Annotated in this window: 24 protein-coding genes; 14 read left to right on the forward strand and 10 right to left on the reverse strand. The window is 67.0% G+C overall.

The features are described 5' to 3' along the window. Window positions 1-51: 51 nt before the first annotated feature. The 4 genes from groL to cysQ all read left to right on the forward strand — a co-directional run bounded on the left by groL (window position 52) and on the right by cysQ (window position 5648). On the forward strand, window positions 52-1701 hold the full coding sequence (gene groL / locus VGV37_RS17090) for a chaperonin GroEL (RefSeq protein WP_326880915.1): 1650 nt from the start codon (window positions 52-54) through the stop codon (window positions 1699-1701). 204 nt (window positions 1702-1905) lie between these two features. After that, window positions 1906-2442, forward strand: coding sequence for a hypothetical protein (locus VGV37_RS17095; protein ID WP_326880916.1), 537 nt, complete (start codon window positions 1906-1908; stop codon window positions 2440-2442). A 92-nt stretch (window positions 2443-2534) separates the two neighbouring features. Continuing rightward, window positions 2535-4874 (forward strand): xanthine dehydrogenase family protein molybdopterin-binding subunit, encoded by a 2340-nt coding sequence (locus tag VGV37_RS17100; RefSeq protein WP_326880917.1) that lies wholly within the window; start codon window positions 2535-2537, stop codon window positions 4872-4874. After that, window positions 4875-5648: a 3'(2'),5'-bisphosphate nucleotidase CysQ gene (gene cysQ, locus VGV37_RS17105; RefSeq protein WP_326880918.1), complete on the forward strand. Its 774-nt coding sequence runs from the start codon at window positions 4875-4877 to the stop codon at window positions 5646-5648. Here the strand turns inward: cysQ and gcvA are convergent. Further along, window positions 5629-6552 carry a transcriptional regulator GcvA gene (gene gcvA, locus VGV37_RS17110; RefSeq protein WP_326880919.1) on the reverse strand — a complete coding sequence of 308 codons (924 nt, stop codon included), beginning with the start codon at window positions 6550-6552 and terminating at the stop codon, window positions 5629-5631. The two genes, cysQ and gcvA, sit on opposite strands and share 20 nt — an antisense overlap. A gap of 107 nt (window positions 6553-6659) precedes the next feature. Here gcvA and VGV37_RS17115 point away from each other — a divergent pair, with 107 nt between their 5' ends. Next, entirely contained in the window at window positions 6660-7217 is a 558-nt protein-coding gene (locus VGV37_RS17115; protein ID WP_326880920.1) for an NAD(P)H-dependent oxidoreductase, read from the forward strand. Here the strand turns inward: VGV37_RS17115 and parA are convergent. Then, window positions 7214-7852, reverse strand: a complete 639-nt coding sequence (gene parA, locus VGV37_RS17120; RefSeq protein ID WP_326880921.1) for a ParA family partition ATPase — start codon at window positions 7850-7852, stop codon at window positions 7214-7216. The two genes, VGV37_RS17115 and parA, sit on opposite strands and share 4 nt — an antisense overlap. 205 nt (window positions 7853-8057) lie before the next feature. Between parA and VGV37_RS17125 the strand changes: the two genes are divergently transcribed. After that, on the forward strand, window positions 8058-9092 hold the full coding sequence (locus VGV37_RS17125) for a GGDEF domain-containing protein (protein WP_326880922.1): 1035 nt from the start codon (window positions 8058-8060) through the stop codon (window positions 9090-9092). A 3-nt stretch (window positions 9093-9095) separates the two neighbouring features. Here VGV37_RS17125 and VGV37_RS17130 read toward each other — a convergent pair whose 3' ends face one another. The 5 genes from VGV37_RS17130 to VGV37_RS17150 all read right to left on the reverse strand — a co-directional run bounded on the left by VGV37_RS17130 (window position 9096) and on the right by VGV37_RS17150 (window position 12531). After that, on the reverse strand, window positions 9096-9623 hold the full coding sequence (locus tag VGV37_RS17130) for a hypothetical protein (RefSeq protein ID WP_326880923.1): 528 nt from the start codon (window positions 9621-9623) through the stop codon (window positions 9096-9098). 83 nt (window positions 9624-9706) lie between these two features. Beyond that, window positions 9707-10633 carry an SAM-dependent methyltransferase gene (locus tag VGV37_RS17135; RefSeq protein WP_326880924.1) on the reverse strand — a complete coding sequence of 309 codons (927 nt, stop codon included), beginning with the start codon at window positions 10631-10633 and terminating at the stop codon, window positions 9707-9709. A gap of 57 nt (window positions 10634-10690) precedes the next feature. Then, complete coding sequence (locus VGV37_RS17140; RefSeq protein WP_326880925.1) at window positions 10691-11071, reverse strand: response regulator; 381 nt, start codon at window positions 11069-11071, stop codon at window positions 10691-10693. Window positions 11072-11200: 129 nt separating this feature from the next. Next, on the reverse strand, window positions 11201-11950 hold the full coding sequence (locus VGV37_RS17145) for a response regulator (protein WP_326880926.1): 750 nt from the start codon (window positions 11948-11950) through the stop codon (window positions 11201-11203). 122 nt (window positions 11951-12072) lie between these two features. After that, window positions 12073-12531: a chemotaxis protein CheX gene (locus VGV37_RS17150; RefSeq protein ID WP_326880927.1), complete on the reverse strand. Its 459-nt coding sequence runs from the start codon at window positions 12529-12531 to the stop codon at window positions 12073-12075. A 137-nt stretch (window positions 12532-12668) separates the two neighbouring features. Between VGV37_RS17150 and VGV37_RS17155 the strand changes: the two genes are divergently transcribed. Genes VGV37_RS17155 through VGV37_RS17170 form a run of 4 tightly spaced genes read left to right on the forward strand, consistent with a single transcriptional unit; the run spans window position 12669 to window position 17451 of the window. Further along, the gene (locus tag VGV37_RS17155) at window positions 12669-13649 is read left to right on the forward strand and encodes an L-threonylcarbamoyladenylate synthase (RefSeq protein ID WP_326880928.1); all 981 of its coding nucleotides are present in this window, start codon (window positions 12669-12671) and stop codon (window positions 13647-13649) included. A gap of 51 nt (window positions 13650-13700) precedes the next feature. Next, on the forward strand, window positions 13701-15140 hold the full coding sequence (locus VGV37_RS17160; RefSeq protein WP_326880929.1) for an FAD-binding oxidoreductase: 1440 nt from the start codon (window positions 13701-13703) through the stop codon (window positions 15138-15140). 6 nt (window positions 15141-15146) lie between these two features. After that, window positions 15147-16940 (forward strand): acyl-CoA dehydrogenase, encoded by a 1794-nt coding sequence (locus VGV37_RS17165; protein ID WP_326880930.1) that lies wholly within the window; start codon window positions 15147-15149, stop codon window positions 16938-16940. A 22-nt stretch (window positions 16941-16962) separates the two neighbouring features. After that, on the forward strand, window positions 16963-17451 hold the full coding sequence (locus VGV37_RS17170; RefSeq protein ID WP_326880931.1) for a tetratricopeptide repeat protein: 489 nt from the start codon (window positions 16963-16965) through the stop codon (window positions 17449-17451). On the opposite strand, the gene VGV37_RS17175 is transcribed toward VGV37_RS17170, so the two are convergent. Next, window positions 17448-18710: an MFS transporter gene (locus tag VGV37_RS17175; protein ID WP_326880932.1), complete on the reverse strand. Its 1263-nt coding sequence runs from the start codon at window positions 18708-18710 to the stop codon at window positions 17448-17450. The two genes, VGV37_RS17170 and VGV37_RS17175, sit on opposite strands and share 4 nt — an antisense overlap. Before the next feature lie 14 nt (window positions 18711-18724). Further along, window positions 18725-19462 carry a FadR/GntR family transcriptional regulator gene (locus tag VGV37_RS17180; RefSeq protein WP_326880933.1) on the reverse strand — a complete coding sequence of 246 codons (738 nt, stop codon included), beginning with the start codon at window positions 19460-19462 and terminating at the stop codon, window positions 18725-18727. A gap of 188 nt (window positions 19463-19650) precedes the next feature. Here VGV37_RS17180 and VGV37_RS17185 point away from each other — a divergent pair, with 188 nt between their 5' ends. From VGV37_RS17185 to VGV37_RS17200, 4 genes are read left to right on the forward strand one after another with little or no spacing between them, the layout of a single operon-like run. Then, the gene (locus VGV37_RS17185; RefSeq protein WP_326880934.1) at window positions 19651-20682 is read left to right on the forward strand and encodes a TRAP transporter substrate-binding protein; all 1032 of its coding nucleotides are present in this window, start codon (window positions 19651-19653) and stop codon (window positions 20680-20682) included. Beyond that, window positions 20682-22541, forward strand: coding sequence for a TRAP transporter large permease subunit (locus tag VGV37_RS17190; protein WP_326880935.1), 1860 nt, complete (start codon window positions 20682-20684; stop codon window positions 22539-22541). Before VGV37_RS17185 ends, VGV37_RS17190 begins: the two co-directional genes overlap by 1 nt. Window positions 22542-22551: 10 nt before the next feature. Next, window positions 22552-23538: an NAD(P)-dependent oxidoreductase gene (locus tag VGV37_RS17195; RefSeq protein WP_326880936.1), complete on the forward strand. Its 987-nt coding sequence runs from the start codon at window positions 22552-22554 to the stop codon at window positions 23536-23538. Window positions 23539-23549: 11 nt separating this feature from the next. Continuing rightward, the gene (locus VGV37_RS17200) at window positions 23550-24383 is read left to right on the forward strand and encodes an amidohydrolase family protein (protein ID WP_326880937.1); all 834 of its coding nucleotides are present in this window, start codon (window positions 23550-23552) and stop codon (window positions 24381-24383) included. A gap of 4 nt (window positions 24384-24387) precedes the next feature. On the opposite strand, the gene VGV37_RS17205 is transcribed toward VGV37_RS17200, so the two are convergent. After that, on the reverse strand, window positions 24388-24702 hold the full coding sequence (locus VGV37_RS17205; protein ID WP_326880938.1) for a DUF6356 family protein: 315 nt from the start codon (window positions 24700-24702) through the stop codon (window positions 24388-24390). Window positions 24703-24857: the final 155 nt, after the last annotated feature.

The following is a 24857-nucleotide window of genomic DNA, read 5'->3' on the forward strand; positions in this document are numbered from 1 at the left end:
GGCTGACGAACCACCCGATCGTGCCGGAAACTCTATTCAAGGAATCGATAAATGGCTGCCAAAGAAGTTAAATTCGGAACTGACGCGCGCGACAAGATGCTGCGCGGCGTCGACATCCTCGCCAATGCCGTCAAGGTGACGCTCGGCCCCAAGGGCCGCAACGTCGTCATCGACAAGTCTTTCGGCGCCCCGCGCATTACCAAGGACGGCGTCACCGTCGCCAAGGAAATCGAGCTTGCCGACAAGTTCGAGAACATGGGCGCACAGATGGTTCGTGAGGTCGCCTCCAAGACCAACGACCTGGCCGGCGACGGCACGACGACCGCGACCGTGCTGACCCAGGCGATCGTCAAGGAAGGCGTCAAGGCTGTTGCCGCCGGCCTCAACCCGATGGACCTGAAGCGCGGCATCGACATGGCCGTCGAGGCCGTCATCGCCGACGTCAAGAGCCGCACCAAGAAGGTCTCGACCAACGAAGAGATCGCCCAGGTCGGCACGATCTCGGCCAATGGCGAGACCGAAATCGGCCAGATCATCGCCCGCGCGATGCAGAAGGTTGGCAACGAAGGCGTCATCACGGTCGAAGAGGCCAAGAGCCTCGAGACCGAACTGGACGTCGTCGAGGGCATGCAGTTCGATCGCGGCTACCTGTCGCCGTACTTCGTGACCAACGCCGAGAAGATGGTCGCAGAGCTCGAGAACCCCTACATCCTCATCCACGAGAAGAAGCTGTCGGGTCTCCAGGCTCTGCTGCCGGTGCTCGAGGCGGTCGTGCAGTCGGGTCGCCCGCTGCTGATCATCGCCGAGGACGTCGAGGGCGAGGCTCTGGCCACGCTCGTCGTCAACAAGCTGCGTGGCGGCCTCAAGATCGCCGCCGTCAAGGCGCCGGGCTTCGGCGATCGCCGCAAGGCGATGCTCGAGGACATCGCGATCCTGACCAACGGTCAGCTGATCAGCGAAGACCTGGGGATCAAGCTGGAGAATGTCACGCTCGACATGCTCGGCAGCGCCAAGAAGGTCATGATCACCAAGGAAGACACGACGATCGTCGACGGCGCCGGCGGCAAGGAAGCCATCGAGGCCCGGACCGGCCAGATCCGCGCGCAGATCGAAGAGACCACGTCCGACTACGACCGTGAGAAGCTCCAGGAGCGCCTGGCCAAGCTCGCGGGCGGCGTCGCGGTCATCCGCGTCGGCGGCGCGACCGAGGTCGAGGTGAAGGAGCGCAAGGATCGCGTCGACGACGCGATGCATGCGACCCGCGCCGCGGTCGAGGAAGGTGTTGTTCCGGGCGGTGGCGTCACGCTGGTGTACGCGATCCGTTCGATCGAGAACCTGAAGCCTGCCAACAACGACCAGCAGGTCGGCATCAACCTGGTCAAGAAGGCGCTGCAGGCGCCGGCTCGCCAGATCGCCGAGAATTCCGGCGTCGATGGCTCGATCATCGTCGGCAAGCTGCTCGACTCGACCGACTTCAACTGGGGCTACGACGCCCAGAAGGGCGAGTTCACCGACATGATCAAGGCCGGCATCATCGATCCGACCAAGGTCGTGCGCATCGCCCTCCAGGATGCGGCATCGGTCGCCGGTCTGCTCATCACCACCGAGTGCATGATCGCCGACAAGCCCGAGAAGAAGGCCCCCTCGATGGGCGGCGGCGACATGGGCGGCATGGGTGGCATGGGCGGCATGGACTTCTAATCAGAAGGTCAGCCGAACAAGTCCCCTCCCGGATCTGACCGTTTCGTCCTCGAAACGGTCAGACCCGAAGCAATGCGAGCGCCGCGGGCCGAAAGGTCCGCGGCGCTTTGCTTTCGCCCCTTCCCCTTGTACCGCATGGTTCGCGTTCCGATCTGCTGTAGCAAGGCCGCGACAGCCCCATCGTCCACCCGTGCAAGGGAACCCATGTCCGCTCTTCTGCTGCTGCGCGACCTTCTGCTGCGTCTTCTCACTCCTTTCGCGATCGTCGTCTTTCTGATCGAAGATCTGCTGATCCGGCGGCTGGGCCACCTGTTGGGCCGTCTCGCCGGCTGGCCGCCGTTCGCCCGGGCCGAGGCCTGGGCCGCCAGCCTGCCACCCTATGGCGCGCTCGCCCTGTTCCTGTTGCCCTCGACCCTGATCGTGCCCGAGAAGCTGCTGGTCATCGCGCTGTTCCACAGCCATCACTACTGGCTGGCCGTGGGCGTGCTGGTCGGCGCCAAGCTGTTCGCGACGGCGGTGGTCGGCCGGATCCTGTCGGTCTGCTATCCGAGCCTGTCCAGGCTCGCCTGGTTCCGGCGTGCCGATGCCTGGGTCCGCCTGACCCGAAACCGGATCTACGGCGCGATCAAGAGCACCGTGCTGTGGCAGGCGAGCGAACGGCTGAAGCGGAAGATCGTCGAGTGGAAACCCTTCGCCCGCCTGCGCGCACGGCGCCGGCCGGAAGCGCAGCGCGCGCCGTAAGTTTTCCCGTCCGCGGCCACGAAGGTGTGGCACCGGCGGTGCCCGCCTCCTATGCTGAGCATTCGAAGCATGAAACGGGAGGCTGGAACGTCATGGGTCAGTTCGGCATGGGGCAGTCGGTGCGACGCTCCGAGGACCAGCGTTTCATCACCGGCCACGGCCGCTATACCGACGACATCAACCTGCCGCACCAGGCCTATGCCTATGTCCTGCGTTCGCCCCATGCCTCGGCACGGATCACCCGCATCGACGTGAGCGGGGCGCTGGCCGCTCCCGGCGTCATCGGCGTGCTGACCGGCAAGGATCTGGAGGCCGACGGCATCGGCCCGATCCCCTGCGCGGCGCCCATCACCAACATCGACGGCACCCCCGGCAGATATCCGCCGCATCCGGCACTCGTGACCGACCGGGTGCGCCATGTCGGCGACCAGGTCGCGCTGATCGTGGCTTCGACCCCGGCCGAAGCGCGCGACGCGGCCGAACTGGTCGAGGTCGACTACGACATGCTGCCGGCGATCGCCGATACCGGTTCGGCGCTCGAGGCCGGCAAGCCGCTGGTGTGGGACGATATCCCGAACAATCTCTGCTTCGACTGGCAGATGGGCGACAAGGCGGCGACCGAGGCCGGTTTCGCCAAGGCGAAGCGCGTCGCCCGGATCGATCTGGTCAACAACCGCATCATCGTCGCCTCGATGGAGCCGCGCAACGCGCTGGGTCATTACGATCGCGGCGACGAGCGCTACACGCTCTACACCGGCAGCCAGGGCTCGCACACGCTGCGCAAGCTGCTGTCGGGCAAAGTGTTGAACGTGCCGGAATCGAAAATCCGCGTGGTGACACCCGACGTCGGCGGCGGTTTCGGCATGAAGCTGTTCCTCTATCCCGAGCAGGTGCTGGTGCTCTGGGCCTCGAAGAAGCTGGGCGTACCGGTCAAATGGACCGGCGAGCGCGGCGAGGCGTTCCTGACCGACACCCACGGGCGCGATCACGTGACCCATGCCGAGGTGGCGATGGACGAGGATGGCCGTTTCCTCGCCTGGCGCGTCGAGACGACGGCCAACCTGGGCGCGTACCTGTCGAACTACGGCCCGTTCATCCCGACCGCCGCCGGTTCCGGCATGCTGGCCGGCGTCTATGCCAGCCCTGCCCTCTATGTCCGGGTCAAGGGCGTGTTCACCCACACCACGCCGGTCGACGCCTATCGCGGCGCCGGGCGGCCCGAAGCGGCCTATGTGGTCGAGCGGCTGGTGGACAAAGCCGCACGCGAAATGGGTCTGGCGCCCGAGGAGTTGCGCCGGCGCAACTTCATCACGCCGGAACAGATGCCGTTCCGCACCGCCGGCGGTCTGACCTACGACAGCGGCGATTTCGCGAAGAACATGGAAGACGCGCTTCAGAACATCGACCAGGCCGGCCTGCCCGCGCGCAAGGCCGAGGCCGCCCGGCGCGGCAAGCTGCGCGGTCTGGGCATCGCCTGCTACATCGAGCAGTGCGGCGGCGGCTCCGACGAGATGGCGGAACTGCGCTTCGACCCGTCGGGCGGCGTCACCCTGCTGATCGGCAGCCAATCCACCGGCCAGGGCCACCAGACCGCCTATGCCCAGATCGTCGCCGACGGGCTGGGCATTCCGTTCGAGGACATACGGGTCGTCCAAGGCGATACCGATACGGTCTCGTTCGGCCATGGCACCGGCGGCTCGCGCTCGCTGCCGGTCGGCGGTGCCGCGACCAGCCTTGCGGTCGGCAAGGTAATCGAGCGCGGCCGTAAGATCGCGGCGCATCAGTTGGAGGCGGCCGAGGCCGACATCGAGTTCAAGGACGGCACCTTCACCATCGCCGGCACCGATCGCCAGATCGATATCCTCTCGGTGGTGAAGTCGGCCTTCGCCGGCGCGCTGCCGCCCGGCATGGAAGGCGGCTTCGACGAGACCGCGCGCTGGACGCCGCCTGCCGGCACCTTCCCCAACGGGACCCATGCGGTCGAGGTCGAGGTCGATCCGGAAACCGGCATGACCGAGATCCTGCGCTATGTCGTAGTCGACGATTTCGGCAACGTGGTGAACCCGCTGCTGCTCGAAGGCCAGGTCCATGGCGGCGTCGGCCAGGGTGTCGGCCAGGCGCTACTCGAAGGCGTGGTCTATGACGCCTCGTCCGGCCAGCTGGTCACCGGCTCGTTCATGGATTACGCCATGCCTCGCGCGATCCACCTGCCGGACATCGAATTCTCGTACAATGTGGTGCCGTGCCGGACCAACCTGCTGGGCCTGAAGGGCGCCGGCGAGGCCGGTGCCATCGGCGCGCCGCCGGCGGTGATCAATGCCATCGTCGATGCGCTGGCGCCGCTTGGCATCGACCATGTCGAAATGCCGGCGACGCCGCTCAGCATCTGGCAGGCGATCCAGGCTTCCGGCCTGGCCGAGGCGGCCGAATAGATGACCGACCTCGATCTGAAGCCCCTGCTCGCCGCGGCCATCGAAGCGGCACTCGAAGCTGCCCGCGAAATCCTCGACGTCTATGCCGGCGAGATCACGGTCGATCAGAAGCGCGACCTGTCGCCGGTGACGATCGCAGACGGGCGGGCCGAAAAGGTCATCCTGCGCCACCTGCTGGCCGCCGCCCCCGATATTCCGATCATCTCCGAGGAACAGGCCGAGGCGGACGGGCTGCCCGCCGCCGCGGCCGCGCGTTACTGGCTGGTCGATCCGCTCGACGGCACCAAGGAATTCATCAAGCGCAACGGCGAGTTCACCGTGAACATCGCGCTGGTCGAGGGCGGGCGCCCGATCCTGGGCGTCGTCGGCATTCCGGTTCAGGGCCTGATCTATGCCGCCGCCGGCCCAGGCACCGCGCTTCGCCGCGCGGCGGACGGAACCTGCACGCCGATCGAGACCCGCCCATGTCCGCCCGAAGGGGCGGTGGTCATGAGCAGCCGTTCGCATAGCAGCTGCGGCGAACTCGACCGCCTGCTCGAAACCCGCAAGGTCGCCGATCGCAGGATCGCCGGTAGCGCACTCAAGTTCTGTTCGGTCGCCGAAGGAGTGGCCGATCTCTATCCGCGCATCGGCCCGACCATGGAATGGGACACGGCCGCCGGCCACGCTTTGCTCGAAGCCGCAGGAGGCCGGATGAGCAACCTGGACGGCACGCCGTTCCGCTACGGCAAACCGGGCTTCCGCAATCCGGGCTTCATTGCGGAGGGGCGCTAAGTTCGGCACGCAGCCAAGCCAGAAAACGCCGAACCTTGATGGTTTCCGCACGATCCGGGCGGGCCAGGAACCAATAGGCAGACGGGCTCGGGACAGTGAGCGCGAACGGCCGGACCAGGCGGCCGGCCCGCAGGTCTTCCTCGATCAGCAGTTCGGGCACCAGGGCCACGCCCCGCCCGGCGGCGGCGGCATCGAGCGCCAGATGGGAATTGCTGAAGCGCAGCCCCCGGCCGGGTTTCACCCGGTCGGCAACACCGGCCGCCGTCAACCATTCGAGCCAGCCCGCTTCATGGGGCAACCCATCGCGCAGCAACTGGTGCCGCGCGAGATCCGCCGGACAGCGCAGCGCCGAGCCGCCCTCCAGCAGCACCGGACTGCACACCGGCGTCAGGTGGCCCCAGGTCAGCAATTCGGCACGTAGTCCCGGATAGGGACCGGCGCCATAGCGCAACGCCACATCGACACCCGGATCGCGGGCCAGATCGACCACCGCCTCGGTCGAAGCGAGGCGCAGTTCGATATCCGGATGGCGATCTTGAAACCGGTGGAGACGGGGGACCAGCCATTTCGCAGCGAGCGAGGGCACGACGCTGACGGAGAGGGCGGACCGATCGGTGCCGGTCTGGCGCGCCCGCTCGATCGCCCGGTCGAGGTCGCGGAACGCCCGTTGCGCCGCCTCGCCCAGAGCAGCGCCGGCCGGCAGTAGACGCAAGGCCCGGTTCAGCCGTTCGAACAGGCTGACGCCCAGATGCTCTTCCAGAGATTTCACCTGATGGCTGATCGCCGCGGGCGTAACGTCCAGTTCGGCGGCGGCTGCCTTGAAGCTGCCCAGACGAGAGGCCGCTTCGAACGCGCGCAAGGCGGCATGTGGGACTGCGGCACGGCCGCGCGGTCGGAACTCCATGACCGGGTCAGCTTAGTTTATTTCACCTGAAATCGAAATGCGCTCGTTTGTCGACAACTCTTGGGACAGGCATCTTAAGGTCGATCCCGCACAGAGGCAGAAAAGCCATGACCGAGCAAAAATTCACTTTCCTCATCGGCAGCGCGCGCCGCGACGGCAACAGCGAGACGCTGGCCCGACGCGCTGCAGCGGCCCTGCCGCCCGAGGCGGACCAGCAGTGGCTGCATCACCAGGACCTGCCGCTGCCGCCGTTCGTGGATCTGCGGCATGGCGATATTCCTTTTCCCGAACCGCAGGGCGCCGAGGGCACTTTGCTGGATGCGACCCTGTCGGCCACCGATCTGGTATTCGTCGCGCCGCTCTATTGGTACGGCCTGCCTGCTGCGACCAAGCTCTATCTGGATTATTGGAGCGCCTGGCTGCGGTTGCCGGGGCGCGACTTCAAGGCGCGCATGGCGGCGAAGACGTTCTGGGCGGTCACCGCCATCAGCGACGACGACGACCGCATGGCCGAACCGCTGGTCGGCACGCTCAAGTTGACGACCGACTACCTGGGCGCCCGCTGGGGCGGTGCCCTGCTGGGCCACGGCAACCGACCGGGCGAAGTGCTGGGCGACAACCTCGCGCTCGAACAGGCGCGGCATTTCTTCGTCGGGCGAAACTAGCCGACCCGGCGCAGGATTTCCCGGGCGACCTTGCCGACCTCACGCGCCGCGATGGTATCCGGCGCGTGCTCGGCGATACCGAGGCCGGCCGTCATGCTCATGGCGAAGCTGCTGCGGTTTCCCAGCCGGGCCGCGGCCATCTCGGCCTTGATGTCGGCGAGGGCCGCGATCATGTCCTCGGTCATCAGTCGGCGCGACGGCACGCGGTTCATCACCAGCAGCGCCGGCACCTTCTCGGACAGGGCGAGGTCGACCGTCGGCCGGGTCGCCCAGATGTCGAGCGGACTGGGCTGGACCGGGATCACCACCAGGTTCGCGGCGCGCACGGCGATCTTGGCATCGGTCTGGGCGTGGGGCGGGCTGTCGACCACGATCAAGGTGTGGTCTCGTTTCAGCCGGTCGATCTCGGCACTGGCGCGCCAGCCGGTGATCTGGGTCAGATCGATCCCGGTGTTGCCTTTGCCCAGATGCGCTTCGCGCAGCGCGAACCATTGGCTGAGGCTACCCTGCGGATCGATGTCGACCAAGGCGACCCGCTCGCCCAGGGTTTGCCACGCCAAGGCCAGATGAGCCGCGAGCGTCGTCTTGCCGGCGCCGCCCTTTTGCTGGGCGATCGTGATGACCCGTGCCGCCATGGCCTATTCGCCTCGAATGATTCCGCAACGCAACATAGTGGGCCGCCGCTCGACGCCTCGCAAGGGCAAGCGTACCGATGTGGTAGCGGGCAACGCAGGCGCTCGATACCGCTTTGACCATCGTATAACGACGGCGCCCATGGCATTCTGACTATCCAGGCGTGTCCTCGAAGATCGGCACGTGGCGGAATGCACGGAAGATTTGATGACCATAGACATTTCGGACGCCGACCGGTCGTGGGAGTTCTTCGAGACGGTCCGTGCCCATATGGCGCGACACGGCCATCCCGCGACGCCGCGCGTCTACGAAGTCTGGTACGCCTACGCCTGCCGCCAGGATGCCGAACTGGTCGAGCGCCTGGACCAGGCGATCGCCCTACCCCACACGGTCCCCGTCGCGCTGATCGAGGCGCTGCACGAGGAATTCTTCGCTCGCGAGCGCCAGACCGAGGTCGTGCGCCAGACCGGCGAGAAATTGTCGAACGAACTGACGCGCATCCTTCAGATGCTGGCCAATGCCGGCCGGGACACGTCGAGCTTTGCCGCAGCACTCGAAAAGATCGCAGCGCGCCTGCCGCCGGATGGTGAATTGCGCAAGATCGTCGACACCATCGTGCTGGCGACCCGGCATATGGAAGCGAAAACGCGCCGCCTCGAAGCCGAGATCGAACGCTGCTCCAGCGAGATCCGCTCGTTGCGTCAGGGGCTCGAAGCGTCCAAGCGCGAGGCGATGACGGACCCGCTGACCGGGCTCTACAATCGCCGGGCATTCGAGGAGCGGCTGCGCATCGCGGCCGCGCACTCGATGGAAACCGATACCGAGATGGCGCTGCTGATCTCCGACATCGACAATTTCAAGCAATTGAACGACGCCTGGGGCCATCAGATCGGCGATGCGGTGATCCAGGTCGTAGCATCGAGTCTCAAGGAAAGCCTGCCCGCCGGCTCGACCGCCGCGCGCTACGGCGGCGACGAGTTCGCGGCCGTGCTGCCGGGCCTGTCGATCGCCGAGGCCGAGGCCCTGGCCGACAGGACCCGCACCCTGGTTGCCAGCAAGCGCCTGCGCGACACCACGACCGACAAGCCGATCGGGCAATTGTCGATCTCGATCGGCGTCGCCGGCTATGTGCTGGCCGAGCGGCTCGACGACCTGATCCGTCGCGCCGACAAGGCGCTCTACGGCGCCAAGGACGCCGGGCGCAACCAGGTCAAGTCCGAGCGGATCGCCGGCAACAAATAGCGCTCAGGCGCCGCGCTCCGCCTGCGAGCGCAGCAACGGGGCCTTGAGGGCGTGCCTGACCCAGTCCGGCGTCCGATCGCCGCCCATGACCGCGTCGGCCAGCGCATCGTCGAAGCCGTTGCGGAACTGCATGTCGAGCGTTTCGCCTACCCCGGTCGGCACATTCATATGCTTCAGCTGCATGCTGCGGAACGGCCGGGCGGTCTTGGAAATGCCGGCCTTGAACGCGCGCCGCCCGCGCATGTAGGCGAGGCCGAGCAGGGTCCAGAGCCCGTGGCCCTCGAATCGCGAAGCGACACCGTCCTCGATCTCGGCCGGATCGAAGATGTCCTGGCCGATCTTCGGCGCCACCCCCGTGTCTTCGTCGTCGTTGATCGCGTCGACCGCTGCTTCCCAATCCTCGAAGCTCCAACCGGAGGTATTGCCGGCCGAGAAATTGAAGCCTCGCCGCAGGATCCCGACGAACTCGTCGAGGTTCTCGCTCGGTCGCGCTACGGGATGATGCATATGGTCTTTGGCGGAAATGCTCATCGGCGGTCTCCTCCCGATGCCTTCGTGATCGAAGGCTTTTCGGTACCAACGCCGCGAGCTTACTCCAAACTCCGTCCGCCCCGTCAGTCTTCGAGTTTCATCCAGGTCAATTCATGCTTGTTATGAAACAGATGCAGCACGCGCGAGCCGGGGATGGCCGCAAACGCCCGCGCCGTCTCATGATCGGTCTCGGCCTGGAACTTGATGGTGCAGATGAAATTGCGCACCAGCCCACTCGCGAGCCAGGTCTCGACCAGACGCAGCAACCGGGCGGGATAGCAGATCACGTCGCTGCACAGGAAATCGATCGGGCCGATCTCCTCCGGCTTCAACGCGAAGGCGCTCTGCTGGCGCTGGGTCACGCGCGGCAAGGCGGCGATGGCCGGGTCGAGCGGCGCCTTGTCGATGCTCAGGACGTCGGCGCCCAGCTGCTGCAATACCCAGGTCCAGCCACCAGGACTGGCGCCCAGGTCCAGGCAACGATCGCCCGGCCCCGGGTAGCGCCGGGCGACGGTCAATGCCTCCCATAATTTGAGGTAGGCCCGGTTGGGCGGCGCCTGCCGATCTTCGACGAAGCGCGCCTCGCCGTGGCGGAACGGGCTCGAGCAACGCGGCGATGCCAGGAGCAGGCCGGGCTCCGCCAGGGTCCAGGACCCGAACGGTGCGACCGGGACCGGCGCCGGAAACACCAGCGGTTTGATCCCGACATGGGGCAGCAGGTCCTGGATCAATTGCGCGCGGCGGAAATGCGCAAGCGGCCAAAGACCCCAATTGCGCTGCCGCGCCTTGAGCGCACGGGCGCCGTCCTTGATCGACGCGATCGGGATGCGTTCGACATCGTGCCAGATGTTCTGCGCCCAGGCCGCCGGCCGGGCGGGGCCCGATGCCAGAACCAGGCGATCATGGACATCGACACCCGGCCCCAGCTCCTCGAGCAAAGGTGCGAGAAACCCGTCGGCGGCGAGATAGCCGGTCAGCGTTTCGGGAGGGGCGTCGGCAGGCTGGATCATGCCCGTCATATACAGGGTTGCGGTGAGCGACAGAACCGCTTCGTCGCAGACGCGACCTCAGGTCGGCACGTTCGCCAGGAGCCGGGCTATCGCGTCGCTGAAATGTTCCGGGCGGAAAGGCTTTTGCAAGGTCGCCGAAGCGCCGAGGGCAGCCGCCGCCCGAAGATAGTCGCCGGCGCCGCCGACGGTGGCGCTTCCGGAAATCGCCAGGATCGGGACCGCACGATTGAGGCGGCGAATGGCGCCGATCGTCTCGATGCCCTCCTGCTCGGGCATCACGATATCGGTGACGACGAGATCGATATCCCCTCGGGAAAACGTTGCGACGCCCGCCCGGCCATCCCGGGCTTCGACGATCGAATGACCCATCGCCTCAACGATCCCGCCAACGAGCGACCGAACGGTCGGATCATCGTCGATGATCAGTACACGCGCCATGTCTCGACATACCTCCCTTTGGGAATGATGTCGGCCTTCACAGCCGGCGAGAAAGCCAGTTCCATTGAAAGTTGATGCTTTATTCCAGTCATGTCAACGCCACGTCGCAGTGCTTCGTTCCCATGTCGATCAGCCACGGCTGGCAACGAACCGGTCGACGATCGCTGCCAGTTGGTCCGACGTGAAGGGCTTCAGAATATAGTCGTTGGCACCCAGCGCCTTGGCACCGGAAACGGCGGCGGCCGAGGCATCGGACGTCAGCATTACGATATGCGTTTCCGGCGAGCGCTTGCGGATGCGGATCAGCGCATCCATGCCGGTCTGGTTCGGCATGTGAATGTCGAGAAATACCAGGTCGGCCGGCCGCGCTTCGGCCAGTTCTGCCACCTGCGCACCGTCCTCGGCCTCGCGGATGCGGAATACGTGTGGCAGGCTGACGAGCGAACGCCGGACGATGGAACGGATCGATCGGGCGTCGTCGGCCAGCAGCACGTGGATCGGCCGCGGCTGCACGGCCATCCGGTCGGAGACCAGCTGGGCGATCCGCCCCGCCTCGAACGGCTTCGCGATGAAGCCGTCGGCCTTCAATTCCTTGGCCTTGACGACCGTATCCAGCGAACTCTCCGCGGTCAGCATGACAACATGGGCGCCAGGATCGAACGCTTTGATGGCACTCAGCGCCCCGATGCCGTTCAACCCGGGCATGGTGATGTCCATGAACACAAGGTCGGCCAGATGCTGCTTGTAAAGCTTCACCGCCGTTTCGCCGTCGCCCGCCTCGACGATCTGCACACCGCGCAGCATGGCGCTCAACGCGTTTTTCAGGATCGTCCGCACGCTGCGCGAATCATCGACGATCAGAACGGTAAAGCCCGACACGATCTCACTCCTACGGCTGGGAGCCGCGTCAATCCGCCGTCGACAGGCGGTCGTCAAACCCCACGATGAATAGGTCGGCCACGGCTTCCCGCCAATCAATTAATTCATGGGATTTGATCGGATTAGGATTGCTCGACCTTGATGATGCGGATTTTCAGCGGCGTATCCTCGATGGCGAAATCCAGCTCCATGGCGACCCGCGCACCCGGGATCGACAGATGGAAATGGTCGCCGGTCGCCACCATCGGCAGGGAGATCTGCGTGTCTGGCGGCAATTGATGCTTCAAGCGGCCGGCCATCATGTTCGCCAGTTCACCGACCACGTCGCACACGTCCTCGGGCTGGGGGTCGTCGAGTGCCAACGCGGTCCGCGTGATCGATGCGCCGAGGCTGACCGGCAAGGTGACCACGATCCCGCCATACCAGGATCCCTTCAGCGTCACACAGCCGGACACGGACGATTCGGGGGATGGAACCGCCGGCGCGTCGAATCGCGGGATCAGCTCGACGCCCAGAAAGCCCCGCCAAACCTCGATGGCGAGCTCGATCGCCTCTTCGGTCGTGATGCCAAGTTCAGACATGCGTCTCTACCCCTCCTCCCGGAACGCATCATCCTGCACCGGGGATGGTAAAGAATTCTTTGAGCCCGGTGCCGGCTCGGGGCAAACTCCCGCTTCGGACTTCCGCCAACGAACGGGACCCTCAGGACCGAGCATCGATGCCTGCCGAAGATCACGCCGAGACACGCACAGCACCAATCGAGCCTCCCGGCATCGACGCGGCGGTCGAGCACCTGAAGAACGGGCGCCTCGTCGCGTTTCCGACCGAGACGGTCTACGGCCTGGGCGGCGATGCGACCAGCGACCTGTCGGTGACGCGCATCTTCGCGGCCAAGGAGCGGCCGCGCTTCAACCCGCTGATCATCCACCTGCCGGACGTGGCCGCGGCCCGCAACCACGTGGTCTTCGACGAACGGGCGAAGCGGCTGGCCGATCTGTTCTGGCCCGGTGCGCTGACCCTGGTCCTGCCCCGCCGGCCCGATTGCCGGGTCAGCCTGCTGGCGAGCGCCGGGCTCGACAGCCTGGCCGTGCGCATTCCGGCCCATCCGCTGGCCCAGCAGTTGCTGCGCGCCGTCGGTCGGCCGATCGCCGCACCCAGCGCCAACCGCTCCGGCCGGGTCAGCCCGACCACCGCCGCCCATGTGCGCGACGAACTGGGCGATCGAGTCAGCCTGATCCTGGACGGCGGCCCGTGCCGCGTCGGCCTCGAATCGACCGTGCTCGACCTGACCGTGGAGCCGGCCCGCCTGCTGCGGCCGGGCGGCATCGCGCAGGCGGCGCTCGAAGCGGCGTTGGGTCCCATCGAGCGCGCAGCACCGATCGCCGACGGCGTCGCGCGCGCTGGACCGGGCATGATGAGCAGCCACTACGCGCCGGGGCTGCCGGTCCGGCTCGACGCCCTGGATCCCCGCCCCAGCGAAGCGTTCCTGGCGTTCGGACCGCCGCCTGCCGGAAGCCGCGTGCCGGACCTGCAACTGTCGGCCGACGGTGATCCATCAGAAGCGGCACAGCACTTGTTCGCGGCCTTACGGGCGCTCGACCGGCCCGAATTCACCGGGATCGCGATCATGCCAATTCCCGAGGATGGGCTTGGCGCCGCCATCAACGACCGGCTGCGCCGCGCGGCAGCGCCGCGCTAGGCGGCCGTCCGATCCATGTTAGATCTCGAGAAAATGAAGGGTGAGGAAACCATGGCCGAGGTTCTCGACCGGATCAAGCAGGTGGTCGGACCGCAGGGCTGGCTCGAGCAACGCGCCGACGTCGAACCCTACGAAGTGGAGTGGCGCGGTCTCTACCGCGGCAAGACCGCGTTGGTGGTGCGGCCTGCCAATACCGAGCAGGTCGCGGCCGTCGTGACGCTGTGCGCCGAAGCGGGCCTGCCGATCGTACCCCAGGGCGGCAATACCGGCCTGTGCGGCGGCGGCGTGCCGGCCGAGGACGGCCGCAACATCGTCCTGGCGCTAGGCCGCATGAACAAGGTCCGCGCAGTCGATCCTGCCAATTTCACCATCACGGTCGAGGCCGGCGTCGTCCTGGCGGACATCCAGCGGATCGCCGGCGAGCATGACCGGCTGTTTCCCCTCAGCCTGGGCGCCGAGGGCACCTGCCAGATCGGCGGCAACCTGTCGACCAACGCCGGCGGCGTCCAGGTGCTGCGCTACGGCAACACGCGCGAGCTGACCCTGGGCCTGGAGGTCGTGCTGCCCGACGGGCGGATCTGGAACGGCTTGCGCACCCTGCGCAAGGACAATACCGGCTACGACCTGAAGCAGTTGTTCGTGGGCGCCGAGGGCACGCTCGGCATCATCACCGCCGCGACCCTGCGCCTGTTCCCGAAGCCCCACGCGACCGCGACCGCGTTCGTGGCCCTGCCCGACGTCGACGCGGTCATGCGCCTGTTCGGCCAGGCCCGCGCCGCCACCGGCGATCAGCTGACCGCGTTCGAACTCATTCCGCGCATCGGCCTCGACATGGCCATGAAGCACGTCAACGGCGTCGTCGATCCGCTGGAACAGCCGTATGAGAATTACGTGCTGATGGAGGTCTCGACGGCGAGCCCCCATGCCGACGTCGCGGCGACGCTCGAAGGGCTGCTCGAGGAAGCGCTCGAAGCCGGCACGGTCATCGACGGCACGATCGCCGCTAGCGCCACCCAGCGCAACGCGTTCTGGCTCATCCGCGAAGGCATGGTCGAGGGCCAGCGCTTCGAGGGCGGCTCGATCAAGCACGATATCGCCGTACCGGTCGCCTCGGTCGCCGAGTTCCTGAAGAGCGCCACCGCCGCGGTGACCGAACGGCTACCCGGGGTCCGGACGGTCGCGTTCGGCCATTGCGGCGACGGCAACATCCATTTCAACCTCAGCCAGCCGCCGGATGCCGACAAGGACGGCTTCATGGCTCGCTGGGAGGAATTCAACGAGATCGTCCATGGCATCGTCGCCCGCCTGCACGGTTCGATCAGCGCCGAGCACGGCATCGGCCGCCTGAAGCGCGACGAGCTGACGCACTACAAGGCGCCGCTCGAACTCGAGCTGATGGCCCGCGTGAAGAACGCGCTCGATCCGCGGCACATCATGAATCCCGGCAAGGTCGTCGCGGCAGCGGCCTTCGATGCCCTCAACCAAGGCTGACCCAGAATGACCCCGTACAATCCCCCGCTCGCAGACATGCAGTTCGCGCTGGAGCACGTCGTCGACCTCGCGGCGCTGGCGGCCTTGCCCGGTTGCGCCGGCGCCGACCCGGAGACGGTCGCGGCCGTGCTCGACGAGGCGGCGAAGCTCGCTCGCGACGTGCTGGCCCCGATCAACCGCAGCGGCGACGAGGAGGGCAGCCGGGTCGAGAACGGTATCGTGCGCACGCCCAAGGGCTTCAAGGAAGCCTACCGCACCTATGTCGACGGCGGCTGGAACAGCCTGCCGTTCGAGGAGGAATACGGCGGCCAGGGACTGCCGATCGTGGTGGCGCTCGCCGTCGCCGAGATGTGGAATTCGGCCAACATGGCCTGGGCGCTCTGCCCGCTGCTGACCGTGGGTGCCATCGAGGCGCTGCTGCGCCACGGCACCCAGGAGCTGCAGGAAACCTACCTGTCCAAGCTGGTGTCGGGCGAATGGACAGGCACCATGAACCTGACCGAACCGCAGGCCGGCTCCGACGTCGGCGCGCTCCGGACCAAAGCGGTCAAGCAGGGCGACCATTACCTGATCACCGGCCAGAAGATCTTCATCACCTATGGTGAGCACGACATGGCCGAGAACCTGATCCATCTGGTTCTGGCCCGCCTGCCCGGCACGCCGGCCGGCACGCGCGGCATCTCGCTGTTCCTGGTGCCGAAATTCCTGGTCAAGGAAGACGGCAGCCTGGGCGATCGCAACGACGTGCGCTGCACCAGCCTGGAACACAAGCTGGGCATCCACGGCAGCCCGACCGCCGTGCTCGCCTACGGCGACAATGGCGGCGCCGTCGGCTACCTGATCGGCGAAGAGAACAAGGGCATGGAATGCATGTTCACCATGATGAACAATGCCCGGCTCAACGTCGGCCTGCAGGGTGTGGCGATCTCGGAGCGCGCCTACCAGCAGGCGCGCGACTATGCCCGCACCCGCGTCCAAGGCCGTACCCTGACCGGGGCCAAGAGCGAGACGCCGCTGCCGATCCTCTACCATCCCGACGTCAAGCGCATGCTGCTGGCGATCAAGTCGCGGACCGAGGCGGCGCGTGCACTGGCCTATTTCACCGCCGGCCAGATCGACCGGGCACGCCATCTGGAAAGCGAGGCCGATCGTGCCAAGGCGCAGCTGCTGGTCGACCTGCTGATCCCGCTGGTCAAGGCCTGGTCGACCGATCTCGGCGTCGAGAACAGCTCGCTCGCGGTCCAGATCCATGGCGGCATGGGCTTCATCGAGGAGACCGGCGTCGCCCAGCATTTCCGCGACGCGCGCATCCTGCCGATCTACGAGGGCACCAACGGCATCCAGGCCATGGACCTGCTGGGCCGCAAGCTGATGCGCGACCAGGGAGCGGCCGCCGCCGTCTTCGTCGCGACCATGCGCGAGCTGGATGCCGCTTTGGCCGAGCAATCGGGCGACGATCTTGCGGTGGTGCGCCGCAGCCTGGCCGACGGGATCGACGCAGTCGAGCAGGCGACCCGCCTGCTGGTCGGGAGCTTCGGAACCGACCCGGCCCGTGCCGCCGCCGGATCGGTCGCCTACCTGAACCTGTTCGCGACGGTGGCTGGCGGCTGGCTGCTGGGCAAGCAGGCGCTGGCGGCGCAGACCCAGCTCGCCCGCGGCGCCGGCGACATCGGGTTCAACGAGGCCAAGCTGACGACCGCGCGCTTCTTCGCCGAGCAGTTCCTGACCCCGGCCGCGGCGCAGCTGAGCGCCATCGGCGGCGGCGCCACGATCGTGGCGTTCGACCCGGACCAATTCTGACCCCGCAACGCCGGAGACGATGATGGATTGGGATGAGCGGCTGGCGGCCCTCTGGGCCTCGATCGACGACCATGAGGAGGAACCGTTCCGGGCGGAGATGGAACGGCTTCTGACTGAGCGGCCGACGGACGATCCGGTCGCGCTGTTCGAACGCGGTGCCGCGTGGGACTCGACGGGTCATTCCGACCGGGCGGTGCCGCTCTATCGGCAGGCGCTCGACCTCGGCCTGCAGGGCGAGCGACGGCGCCAGGCCGTGATCCAGATGGCGAGCTCCTTGCGCAACCTGGGCCGAGCCGCGGAGAGCGTCGCGCTGCTGACTGCCGAGCGGGGCGTGGAATCGACCAACCTGGACGATGCGGTCAGCGTCTTCCTGGCGCTCGCCCTGACCGATGTCGGGCGGGAGCGCGAAGCGGTCTCGATCGCGCTGACCGCGCTGTCCCGCCATCTGGTGCGCTATCAACGTTCCGCTGCCAACTACGCCCGCCTGCTCGTCGAGGAGCCGCCAGCCTAGACAGCGTCGAACTCGTCGACGCTGAAGCGCGGGCGCCCGCCGTGGAAGCGCACGCGCAGACGGCGGTGCTTGACGAGATACCGGATACCCACCAGTGCCGCGGCAAAGCCCGAGGCGGCGCCAACGGCGAGTGACCAGCGCGGGCCGAACCGGTCGGCGGTCCAGCCCACGACCGGCGCGCCGAGCGGGGTGCAGCCCAAGGCGATGGCGAGGCGGATCGCCATCACGCGCCCGCGCATGACCGGTTCGGTCGAAAGCTGCACCAGGCTGTTCGTGGAGTTGGTGAAGGTCAGCGCGGAGATCCCGGCAATGACCAGGGTCAAGCCGAACAGCCGGTAGTCGGGCATGATCGCGGCGAGCGCGCAGCCAACCCCGAAGCAGGCGCCGCTGACCGAGAGGAGCACCATGTGCGGCTTCTCCCGCCCGGCCGCGAGCAGCGCGCCCGCGATGGTGCCGATCGCCATGATCGAGGTCAGCAACCCGTACTGCCCCGCCCCGCCATGAAACACGGTGACCGACATGGTCGCGATGAAGATCGGGAAATTGAGCCCGAACGTGCCGATCAGAAACAGCATGACCATGATCGCCTTCAGGTCCGGCCGCTTCCACACGTAGCGGAACCCTTCGACCAGGCCGCCCCGGCTACGGACGGCCCTGGTGTGGCGGTGAAGCTCGTCGCTGCGCAGAAAGCCCAGCGAACATAGGACGGCGGCGAACGAGGCGCCATTGACCACGAAGGCCCAGCCGGACCCGACCGAGGCAATGAGGACGCCGGCAGCGGCCGGACCGATCATGCGCGCGGCGTTGAACGACATGGAATTCAGCGCCACGGCATTCGACAGATCGGCCTCGCCGACCAGCTCCGACACGAAAGTCTGGCGCGATGGCGCGTCGAACGCCGCGGCGCAACCGAGCAGGAATGCGAAGATATAGACGTGCCACAGCTGGACCAGCCCGGTGATGGTGAGCAGCCCCAGGCCGAAGGCCAGCGCACCCATGGTCGCCTGAGTCGCGAGCAGCAGTTTGCGCCGGTCGAGATGGTCGGCTGCAAACCCGGTCAGCGGCAGCAGCAACAGGTGTGGCCCGAACTGCAGCGCCATGACCACGCCGACCGCGGTCGCATTCCCGTGGGTCAGCTGGGTCAGCACAAGCCAGTCCTGGGCGATGCGCTGCATCCAGGTCCCGATGTTGGAGGCGATCGCTCCGCTGGCCCAGATCCGATAGTTGAAGCTGTTCAGCGAGCGGAAGGTGCCCCTCATTCCAGCGTGTCGATTCACGAGGCAGCAGCCGACGCTCCGAACGGATCGATGCCGCGGATGCGCACGAGGTCTGCAGCGGAATGCTGCAGGAGGAGCACGGCCGCCTCGCGTGCCTGCTTTGGATCGCGCCGCTCGATCGCCTCGACCACGTCGCGATGCTCGATCAGGCTGCGCGGCCGATGATCGCCGGTCGCCGCGATGGTCAGACTGGGGCTGAGCGTGATTTCGAACATCTGGGCGATCGGCCAGAAGAACTCGTTGCGGGTCGCGAAATAGACGTTCTTGTGAAAGGCGATGTCGGACGCGACGAAGGCCTCGTTGGTCTTGGCCGACACCATGCCCTCATAGGCGGCGCGCAGGCGTGCCCGGTCCTCGGCCTCCGAGGCGGTCGCCGCCATCGCGGTCGCCGCCGGCTCGACCGCATAGCGCAGCTGGAACAGCTTCGAGAGATAGGTATCGACGTCGGTCGTCTCCAGCAGCCAGCGCAGCACGTCCGGATCGAGGTGGTTCCAGTCCTCCGGCGCCCGGACGCGTGTGCCGCTCTTCGCCCGGGATTCCACCAGCCCCTTGCCGGCCAGCATGCGGATCGCCTCGCGAACCACGGTGCGGCTGACCTCGAGCATTTCGCAGATGCGCATTTCCGACGGCAGCGCGTCGCCGGGCACGATATCGCCCCGCACGATGCTGAGCCCGATGCGGTCGGCAACCTGGCTATGGACGTTGCGTCGGAGGGAAACGGAGGTCCTGAACATGGCTCTCTTTATCGTTGGGATCGACGCCGGACCTTCATGCCCGATGCCGCGTCCATTCGTCGCCTGCAAAATCGCGACGGCTTGAACCGGCTTGCTTGTCAGACAAATCTAGTCATACATTATGCCCAGATGCTTTGCATCAGTCTCAGAGAAGCGGGCGCCAGACCTGCTCCGGGTGGAGGAAGCCAATGACGTCCCAGACGATAAGCCGCCGTACCCTTTTAAAATCCTCGGCCACCCTTTCCGCCGGCGCGATCTTCGCCCCGGCCCTGATCGGCCGGGCTCAGGCCGCGACCTTGAAGCTGAAGCTTTCCTCGTCGCAGGCCAACGATCCGAAATACGCCAATGGCCGGGTCTATTACGACAATCTGGTCAAGAACCTGAAGGCCGGCGGCCTGGGCGACCAGATCGACGTCGCGTTCTTTCCAGACAACCAGCTGGGCCAGGAGATCGACGTCATCAACTCGGTCAAGCTGGGCGTGATCGACCTGATGGTGTCCGGCTCGTCGATCTCGGCCAACCTGGTCCCGCTCGTCGGCACCTTCGACCTGGGCTATCTGTTTTCGAGCTTCCCGCAGCAGACCAAGGCGTTCGACGCCGGTGCCGCCAAGCCGGTCGAGGCCGCATTGCTGAAGGACGCGAACATCCGCATCCTCGGCTGGGCCTATAATTTCGGCGCGCGCAGCGTGCTGGCCAAGAAGGCGGTGAACACGCCCGAGGATCTGGCCGGCCTCAAGATCCGCACCCTGCCGAACCCGATCATCACCGAATGCCTGCGCCTGATGGGCGCCGCCGCGACGCCGCTTGCGTTCGGCGAGGTCTATACGGCGCTGCAGGCCGGCGTGCTCGACGGGCTGGAGCACGACCCACCGACCGTGCTGGCCAGCAAGTTCTACGAGACCGCCAAGTTCTACGCGCTGACTGAGCACAATTTCTCGCCGCTCGCGGTCTATTTCAGCGAGACGACCTTCAAGCGCATGGACCCGAAGCTGCGCGACGGCCTGCTCGAGGCCGCGAACAAGGCTGCGGCGGATACGCGAGCCCATGGCCTGGCGGTCGAGAAGGAAGCGCTGCAGGTCCTGGCCGACAAGGGCGTCTCGGTCATCAAGTGCGACAAGGAGCCGTTCCGCAAGCGCGTCCTGCCGCAAACCGATACGTTCGTAAAGGCGCATCCCGACGCGAAGCCCGTGGTCGACGCCATCCGCGCGACCCAGGCCTGATGTCGATCGCCGTGCCGGGACGGATCGCCGGGGGCGGATCGCTGGTTGCCCCGCTGCTGGCGATCACCGACGCGGTCGCCGCCCTGATGCTGCTGGCGGACCTGATCGTGGTCTGCGGCTCGGTCGTCGCCCGCTCGCTGTTCAACGCGCCGGTCGAGTGGGCCGACGACGTGGCGCGCGGGCTGATGGTGGGGTCGAGCTTCTTCGGTGCGGCGAGCGCGCTCGCCCGCCTGGAGAATCCCGGCGTCGCCTTCTTCGTCGACAAGCTGCCGCCCTATCCGCGGCGGCTGGTCGACGCGGTCGGCGCGCTGCTCGTCGTCGCGGTTTCCGGCGCGGTCGCCTACAACGCGATCCAGCTCGGCATCTTCACCACCGGGCAGACGACCGGATCGGGCCTGCCGCTGCAGCTCACCTTCTATCCGATGAGCGTCGGCGCCGTCTTCATGACGCTGTTCGCGCTGGATCTGTTCCGGCGCCGGCCGTTGGGCGACATGGTGATCGGCATCGCGATCGTGGCAATCTTCGTCGGTGCTTATCTGGCCTGGGACGCCTTCGCCCCCGACACCGTTCCATCGTCAGGCACGTTCATGGTGCTGGGCTTCGTCGTGACGCTGTGCGGCGGCCTGCCGATCGGCTTCGCGCTGGCGCTCGCGGCCCTGCTGTTCATCTGGGTCGAGGGCACCCTGCCAGGCGTGATCTTCGCTCAGCAGATGGCGCGCGGCATCGATAATTTCGTGCTGCTGGCCATCCCGTTCTTCATTCTGGTCGGCTACCTGATGGAAGCGAACGGCATGTCCGTGCGCCTGATCGAGCTGTTGCAGCGCCTGGTCGGGCGCATGCGCGGCGGCCTGAACGTCGTCATGGTGACCTCCATGGTGATGTTCTCCGGCATCTCCGGCTCCAAGATGGCGGACGTCGCGGCGGTTGGCTCGGTCCTGATCCCGGCGGCCCGCCGCTCCGGGCAGAAGCCCGGCAATGCGGTCGCCCTGCTCGCGGCCTCCGCGGTGATGGCGGAGACCATTCCGCCCTGCATCAACCTGATCATTCTGGGCTTCGTCGCCAACCTGTCGATCGGCGGGCTGTTCATGGCCGGGCTGTTGCCGGCCGGCCTGATGGCGCTGGTGCTGATCGCGGTCTGCGTGATCTTCGGCAAAAATACGCCCCAGGCGGCCGTCGAGACCGGCCCGCGCCGCTCGCTGGTCAGCCTGTGGGGCGGCGGTGCCGCGTCGCTCGGGCTGATCCTGATGATCTTCATCGGCTTCAAGAGCGGCTTCGCCACCGCGACCGAGATCTCGGCCTTTGCCGCCCTCTACGCGATCGTCATCGGCGGCGTGGTGTTCCGCGAGCTGGGACCCCGCTCGGCCGCCCGCAGCTTCGTCCAGGCGGCGACCCGCTCGGGCCTGGTGCTGTTCATCGTCGCGGCCGCCCAGTCGCTCGCCTTCGTGCTGACCCTGCAACAGGTGCCGCATATGGTGGGCGAGGCGATGATCGCGTTGTCGCAGAGCGGCGGCATCTGGCTGTTCATGGTGCTGTCGATCGTGATCCTGATGCTGATGGGATCGGTGCTCGAGGGGGCTGCCGCCCTCATCATCTTCGGGCCGCTGCTGCTGCCGGTCGCAACCAAACTCGGGGTCGATCCGTTGCACTTCGGTGTGGTGCTGGTGATCTCCATGGGTATCGGCCTGTTCGCGCCACCGCTCGGGCTCGGGCTTTACGGTGCCTGCCTGATCGGCAACGTCCCGATCGAGAGTACGGTCAAGCCGATCCTGGGATATCTCGGCCTGCTGTTCCTGTGCCTGCTGGTCATCGCGTTCGTGCCGGCGATCAGCACGGCATTGCCGCACGCCTTCGGCTATTGAGAAGAAACACATGTTGAAACTTCTGCTGACCCACACCCCGCACATGCGCCGGCATTATTACGGGGAACGCGCGCTGGCCGGACTGCGCGACCTGGTCGACGTGCGCCTGCACGAGGAAGACGAGGCGCTGGACCCCGCCGCCCTCGTCGCCGCGGCCCGGGATGTCGACATCATCCTGGCCGACCGGCTGACCACGGGACCGGGCGAGATCTTCGCGCAATTGCCGAACCTCAAGGCGATCCTGCGCTGCGCCGTCGACATCCGGAACATCGACGTCGAAGCGGCATCGGCCGCCGGCGTGCTGGTGACCCGCGCCACGCCGGGCTTCGTGGCCTCGGTCTGCGAACTCGCGATCGGCTACCTGGTCGACCTGTCGCGCGGCATTTCGCGCGCGACCGCCGACTATCAGGCGGGCCGGACGCCCGAGGCCCGCATGGGCCGGCAATTGGCCAGCAGCACGCTCGGCATCATCGGCTACGGCGCCATCGGCCGCCAGCTGGCGCCGATCGCGGTCGCGTTGGGCATGGACGTGCTGATCACCGATCCCCATGCGAAGGTCATCGACGACCGCTTCGCCCAAGTGCCGTTCGACGAACTGCTGGCCCGATCGGACTATGTGCTGTGCCTGGCGGTCGCGACCGGGGAAACGGAAAACCTGATGGGTAGGGAAGCCTTCGCCCGCATGAAGCCGTCGGCCTATTTCCTCAACCTGTCACGCGGCAACCTGGTCGACGAGGCCGCTCTGGCCGCGGCCTTGGCCGACGGCACCATCGCGGGCGCCGCACTCGACGTCGGCCGCGCGGCCGACCAGATGCCGACACCGGCGCTGGCGCGCCTGCCCACCGTCATCGCGACACCCCATGTCGGCGGACTGACCCCACCGGCGATCGAACACCAGGCGCTCGACACCGTCGCGCAGGTCGCGGCCCTGGTCCGCGGCGAGATGCCGCCGGGCGCGGTCAACCATGACCGCTGGACCCGCCGCCTGCCCGTCTGAGGAGAGGAAACATGCCCGACGCAGCCCCGCGCCTGATCGCGCCGGCCCTGACGTGCGACTGCCACATCCATGTCTACGATCCCGCCAAGCCGGTAGCACCGACCGCGGCCGGACCCGGGCCCGCCTGGGCCGATGTGGACGCCTATCGGACCGTGCAGCGCCGCCTGGGCCTGACCCGCGCGGTCGTCGTGCAATCGACCGCCTATGGCACCGACAACAGCTGTGCCGTCGAGGCGATCGCCGAGCTCGGCCTTGCCGACACCCGGGGCGTTGCCGTCGTCGGTCCCGATGTGAGCGATGGGGAGTTGCAGCGCCTCACCGACGCCGGCATGCGCGGCGCGCGCTTCCAGATGCTGCCCGGCGGCGCGTTGCCGTGGAAGGCGCTGGAGCCGGTCGCTGCCCGCATCGCGGATTTCGGCTGGCACATCCAGCTGCAGATGGACGGCCGCCTGCTGGCGGACCGCGAGGCGATGGTGAAGCGGCTGCCCTGCCCGGTCGTCATCGACCATGTCGGCAAGTTCCTGGAGCCGGTGCCGGTCGGGCATCCCGGCTTCCAGACCCTGTTGCGCCTGCTCGACGGCGGCCGTACCTGGCTGAAGCTCGCCGCGGCCTATGAAGTTTCCAAGGCCGGCGCGCCGCTCTATCCCGACGTCGGCGCGCTGGCAAAGGCGGCGGTCACCGTCGCGCCGGAACGCATGATCTGGGCCAGCAACTGGCCCCACGTGTCGGTGCAGGACCTGCCCGACGACGCGATGCTGCTCGACCTGCTGCTCGATTGGGCGCCGGACGAGCCGGTGCGCCACCGCATCCTGGTCGAGAATCCGCAAACCCTTTACGGCTTCTGAGCGGTCAGAGCGCGGAGCTGTTCAGGCTTTCGATGACGGCGGGACGATCGAGCCCCTCGGACCGGCTCCATGCCTGCTCCCGCGATACGCGTACCAGCCGCAGTTCGGTGCCCTGCCGACGTTGCGCCCCGCCGAGGCGCGCGGCGAGCGCGCGGATCGTCCTGCTGCCGGTCGTCGTGCAGAGGAACGGCATCAGCCCATGCACGAAGCAGGCGCAACCGCCGACCACCATCGTGGCCCCGGTACGTGAGGCGAATTTGAGATGTTCGAAATAACTCTCGCCGACCGAAGCCGGGTGCTCGGTGAAAAGCCGCAGCATGAGGATTCATCCCACTAGAGCGTGTTCGTTTTAAATTGAAGCGTAACCTGAGTTGGCGAGATAGGCAGCGCACTCGGATGGCGAGAAACAGTCGAGCAGCTTGCCGATGCGCTGCCAAGTAGCTTGGATGGTCCGCTCGCCGGCCTTGCGCAGCA

Origin of the sequence: Aliidongia sp. (assembly GCF_035943795.1) — a bacterium.
Taxonomy (GTDB): Bacteria; Pseudomonadota; Alphaproteobacteria; order ATCC43930; family CGMCC-115725; genus Aliidongia.

Bases quoted from the DNA above. Each gene is read 5' to 3' on its own strand.
- VGV37_RS17100 (WP_326880917.1), top strand. From the start codon at position 2,535: ATGGGTCAGTTCGGCATGGGGCAGTCGGTGCGACGCTCCGAGGACCAG.
- VGV37_RS17205 (WP_326880938.1), bottom strand. From the start codon at position 24,702: ATGCTGCGGCTTTTCACCGAGCACCCGGCTTCGGTCGGCGAGAGTTAT.
- VGV37_RS17160 (WP_326880929.1), top strand. From the start codon at position 13,701: ATGGCCGAGGTTCTCGACCGGATCAAGCAGGTGGTCGGACCGCAGGGC.
- VGV37_RS17200 (WP_326880937.1), top strand. From the start codon at position 23,550: ATGCCCGACGCAGCCCCGCGCCTGATCGCGCCGGCCCTGACGTGCGAC.
- VGV37_RS17180 (WP_326880933.1), bottom strand. From the start codon at position 19,462: ATGTTCAGGACCTCCGTTTCCCTCCGACGCAACGTCCATAGCCAGGTT.
- VGV37_RS17140 (WP_326880925.1), bottom strand. From the start codon at position 11,071: ATGGCGCGTGTACTGATCATCGACGATGATCCGACCGTTCGGTCGCTC.
- groL (WP_326880915.1), top strand. From the start codon at position 52: ATGGCTGCCAAAGAAGTTAAATTCGGAACTGACGCGCGCGACAAGATG.
- gcvA (WP_326880919.1), bottom strand. From the start codon at position 6,552: ATGGAGTTCCGACCGCGCGGCCGTGCCGCAGTCCCACATGCCGCCTTG.
- VGV37_RS17190 (WP_326880935.1), top strand. From the start codon at position 20,682: ATGTCGATCGCCGTGCCGGGACGGATCGCCGGGGGCGGATCGCTGGTT.
- VGV37_RS17135 (WP_326880924.1), bottom strand. From the start codon at position 10,633: ATGATCCAGCCTGCCGACGCCCCTCCCGAAACGCTGACCGGCTATCTC.
- VGV37_RS17155 (WP_326880928.1), top strand. From the start codon at position 12,669: ATGCCTGCCGAAGATCACGCCGAGACACGCACAGCACCAATCGAGCCT.
- parA (WP_326880921.1), bottom strand. From the start codon at position 7,852: ATGGCGGCACGGGTCATCACGATCGCCCAGCAAAAGGGCGGCGCCGGC.
- VGV37_RS17095 (WP_326880916.1), top strand. From the start codon at position 1,906: ATGTCCGCTCTTCTGCTGCTGCGCGACCTTCTGCTGCGTCTTCTCACT.
- VGV37_RS17125 (WP_326880922.1), top strand. From the start codon at position 8,058: ATGACCATAGACATTTCGGACGCCGACCGGTCGTGGGAGTTCTTCGAG.
- VGV37_RS17115 (WP_326880920.1), top strand. From the start codon at position 6,660: ATGACCGAGCAAAAATTCACTTTCCTCATCGGCAGCGCGCGCCGCGAC.
- cysQ (WP_326880918.1), top strand. From the start codon at position 4,875: ATGACCGACCTCGATCTGAAGCCCCTGCTCGCCGCGGCCATCGAAGCG.
- VGV37_RS17175 (WP_326880932.1), bottom strand. From the start codon at position 18,710: ATGAGGGGCACCTTCCGCTCGCTGAACAGCTTCAACTATCGGATCTGG.
- VGV37_RS17130 (WP_326880923.1), bottom strand. From the start codon at position 9,623: ATGAGCATTTCCGCCAAAGACCATATGCATCATCCCGTAGCGCGACCG.
- VGV37_RS17195 (WP_326880936.1), top strand. From the start codon at position 22,552: ATGTTGAAACTTCTGCTGACCCACACCCCGCACATGCGCCGGCATTAT.
- VGV37_RS17165 (WP_326880930.1), top strand. From the start codon at position 15,147: ATGACCCCGTACAATCCCCCGCTCGCAGACATGCAGTTCGCGCTGGAG.
- VGV37_RS17170 (WP_326880931.1), top strand. From the start codon at position 16,963: ATGGATTGGGATGAGCGGCTGGCGGCCCTCTGGGCCTCGATCGACGAC.
- VGV37_RS17150 (WP_326880927.1), bottom strand. From the start codon at position 12,531: ATGTCTGAACTTGGCATCACGACCGAAGAGGCGATCGAGCTCGCCATC.
- VGV37_RS17185 (WP_326880934.1), top strand. From the start codon at position 19,651: ATGACGTCCCAGACGATAAGCCGCCGTACCCTTTTAAAATCCTCGGCC.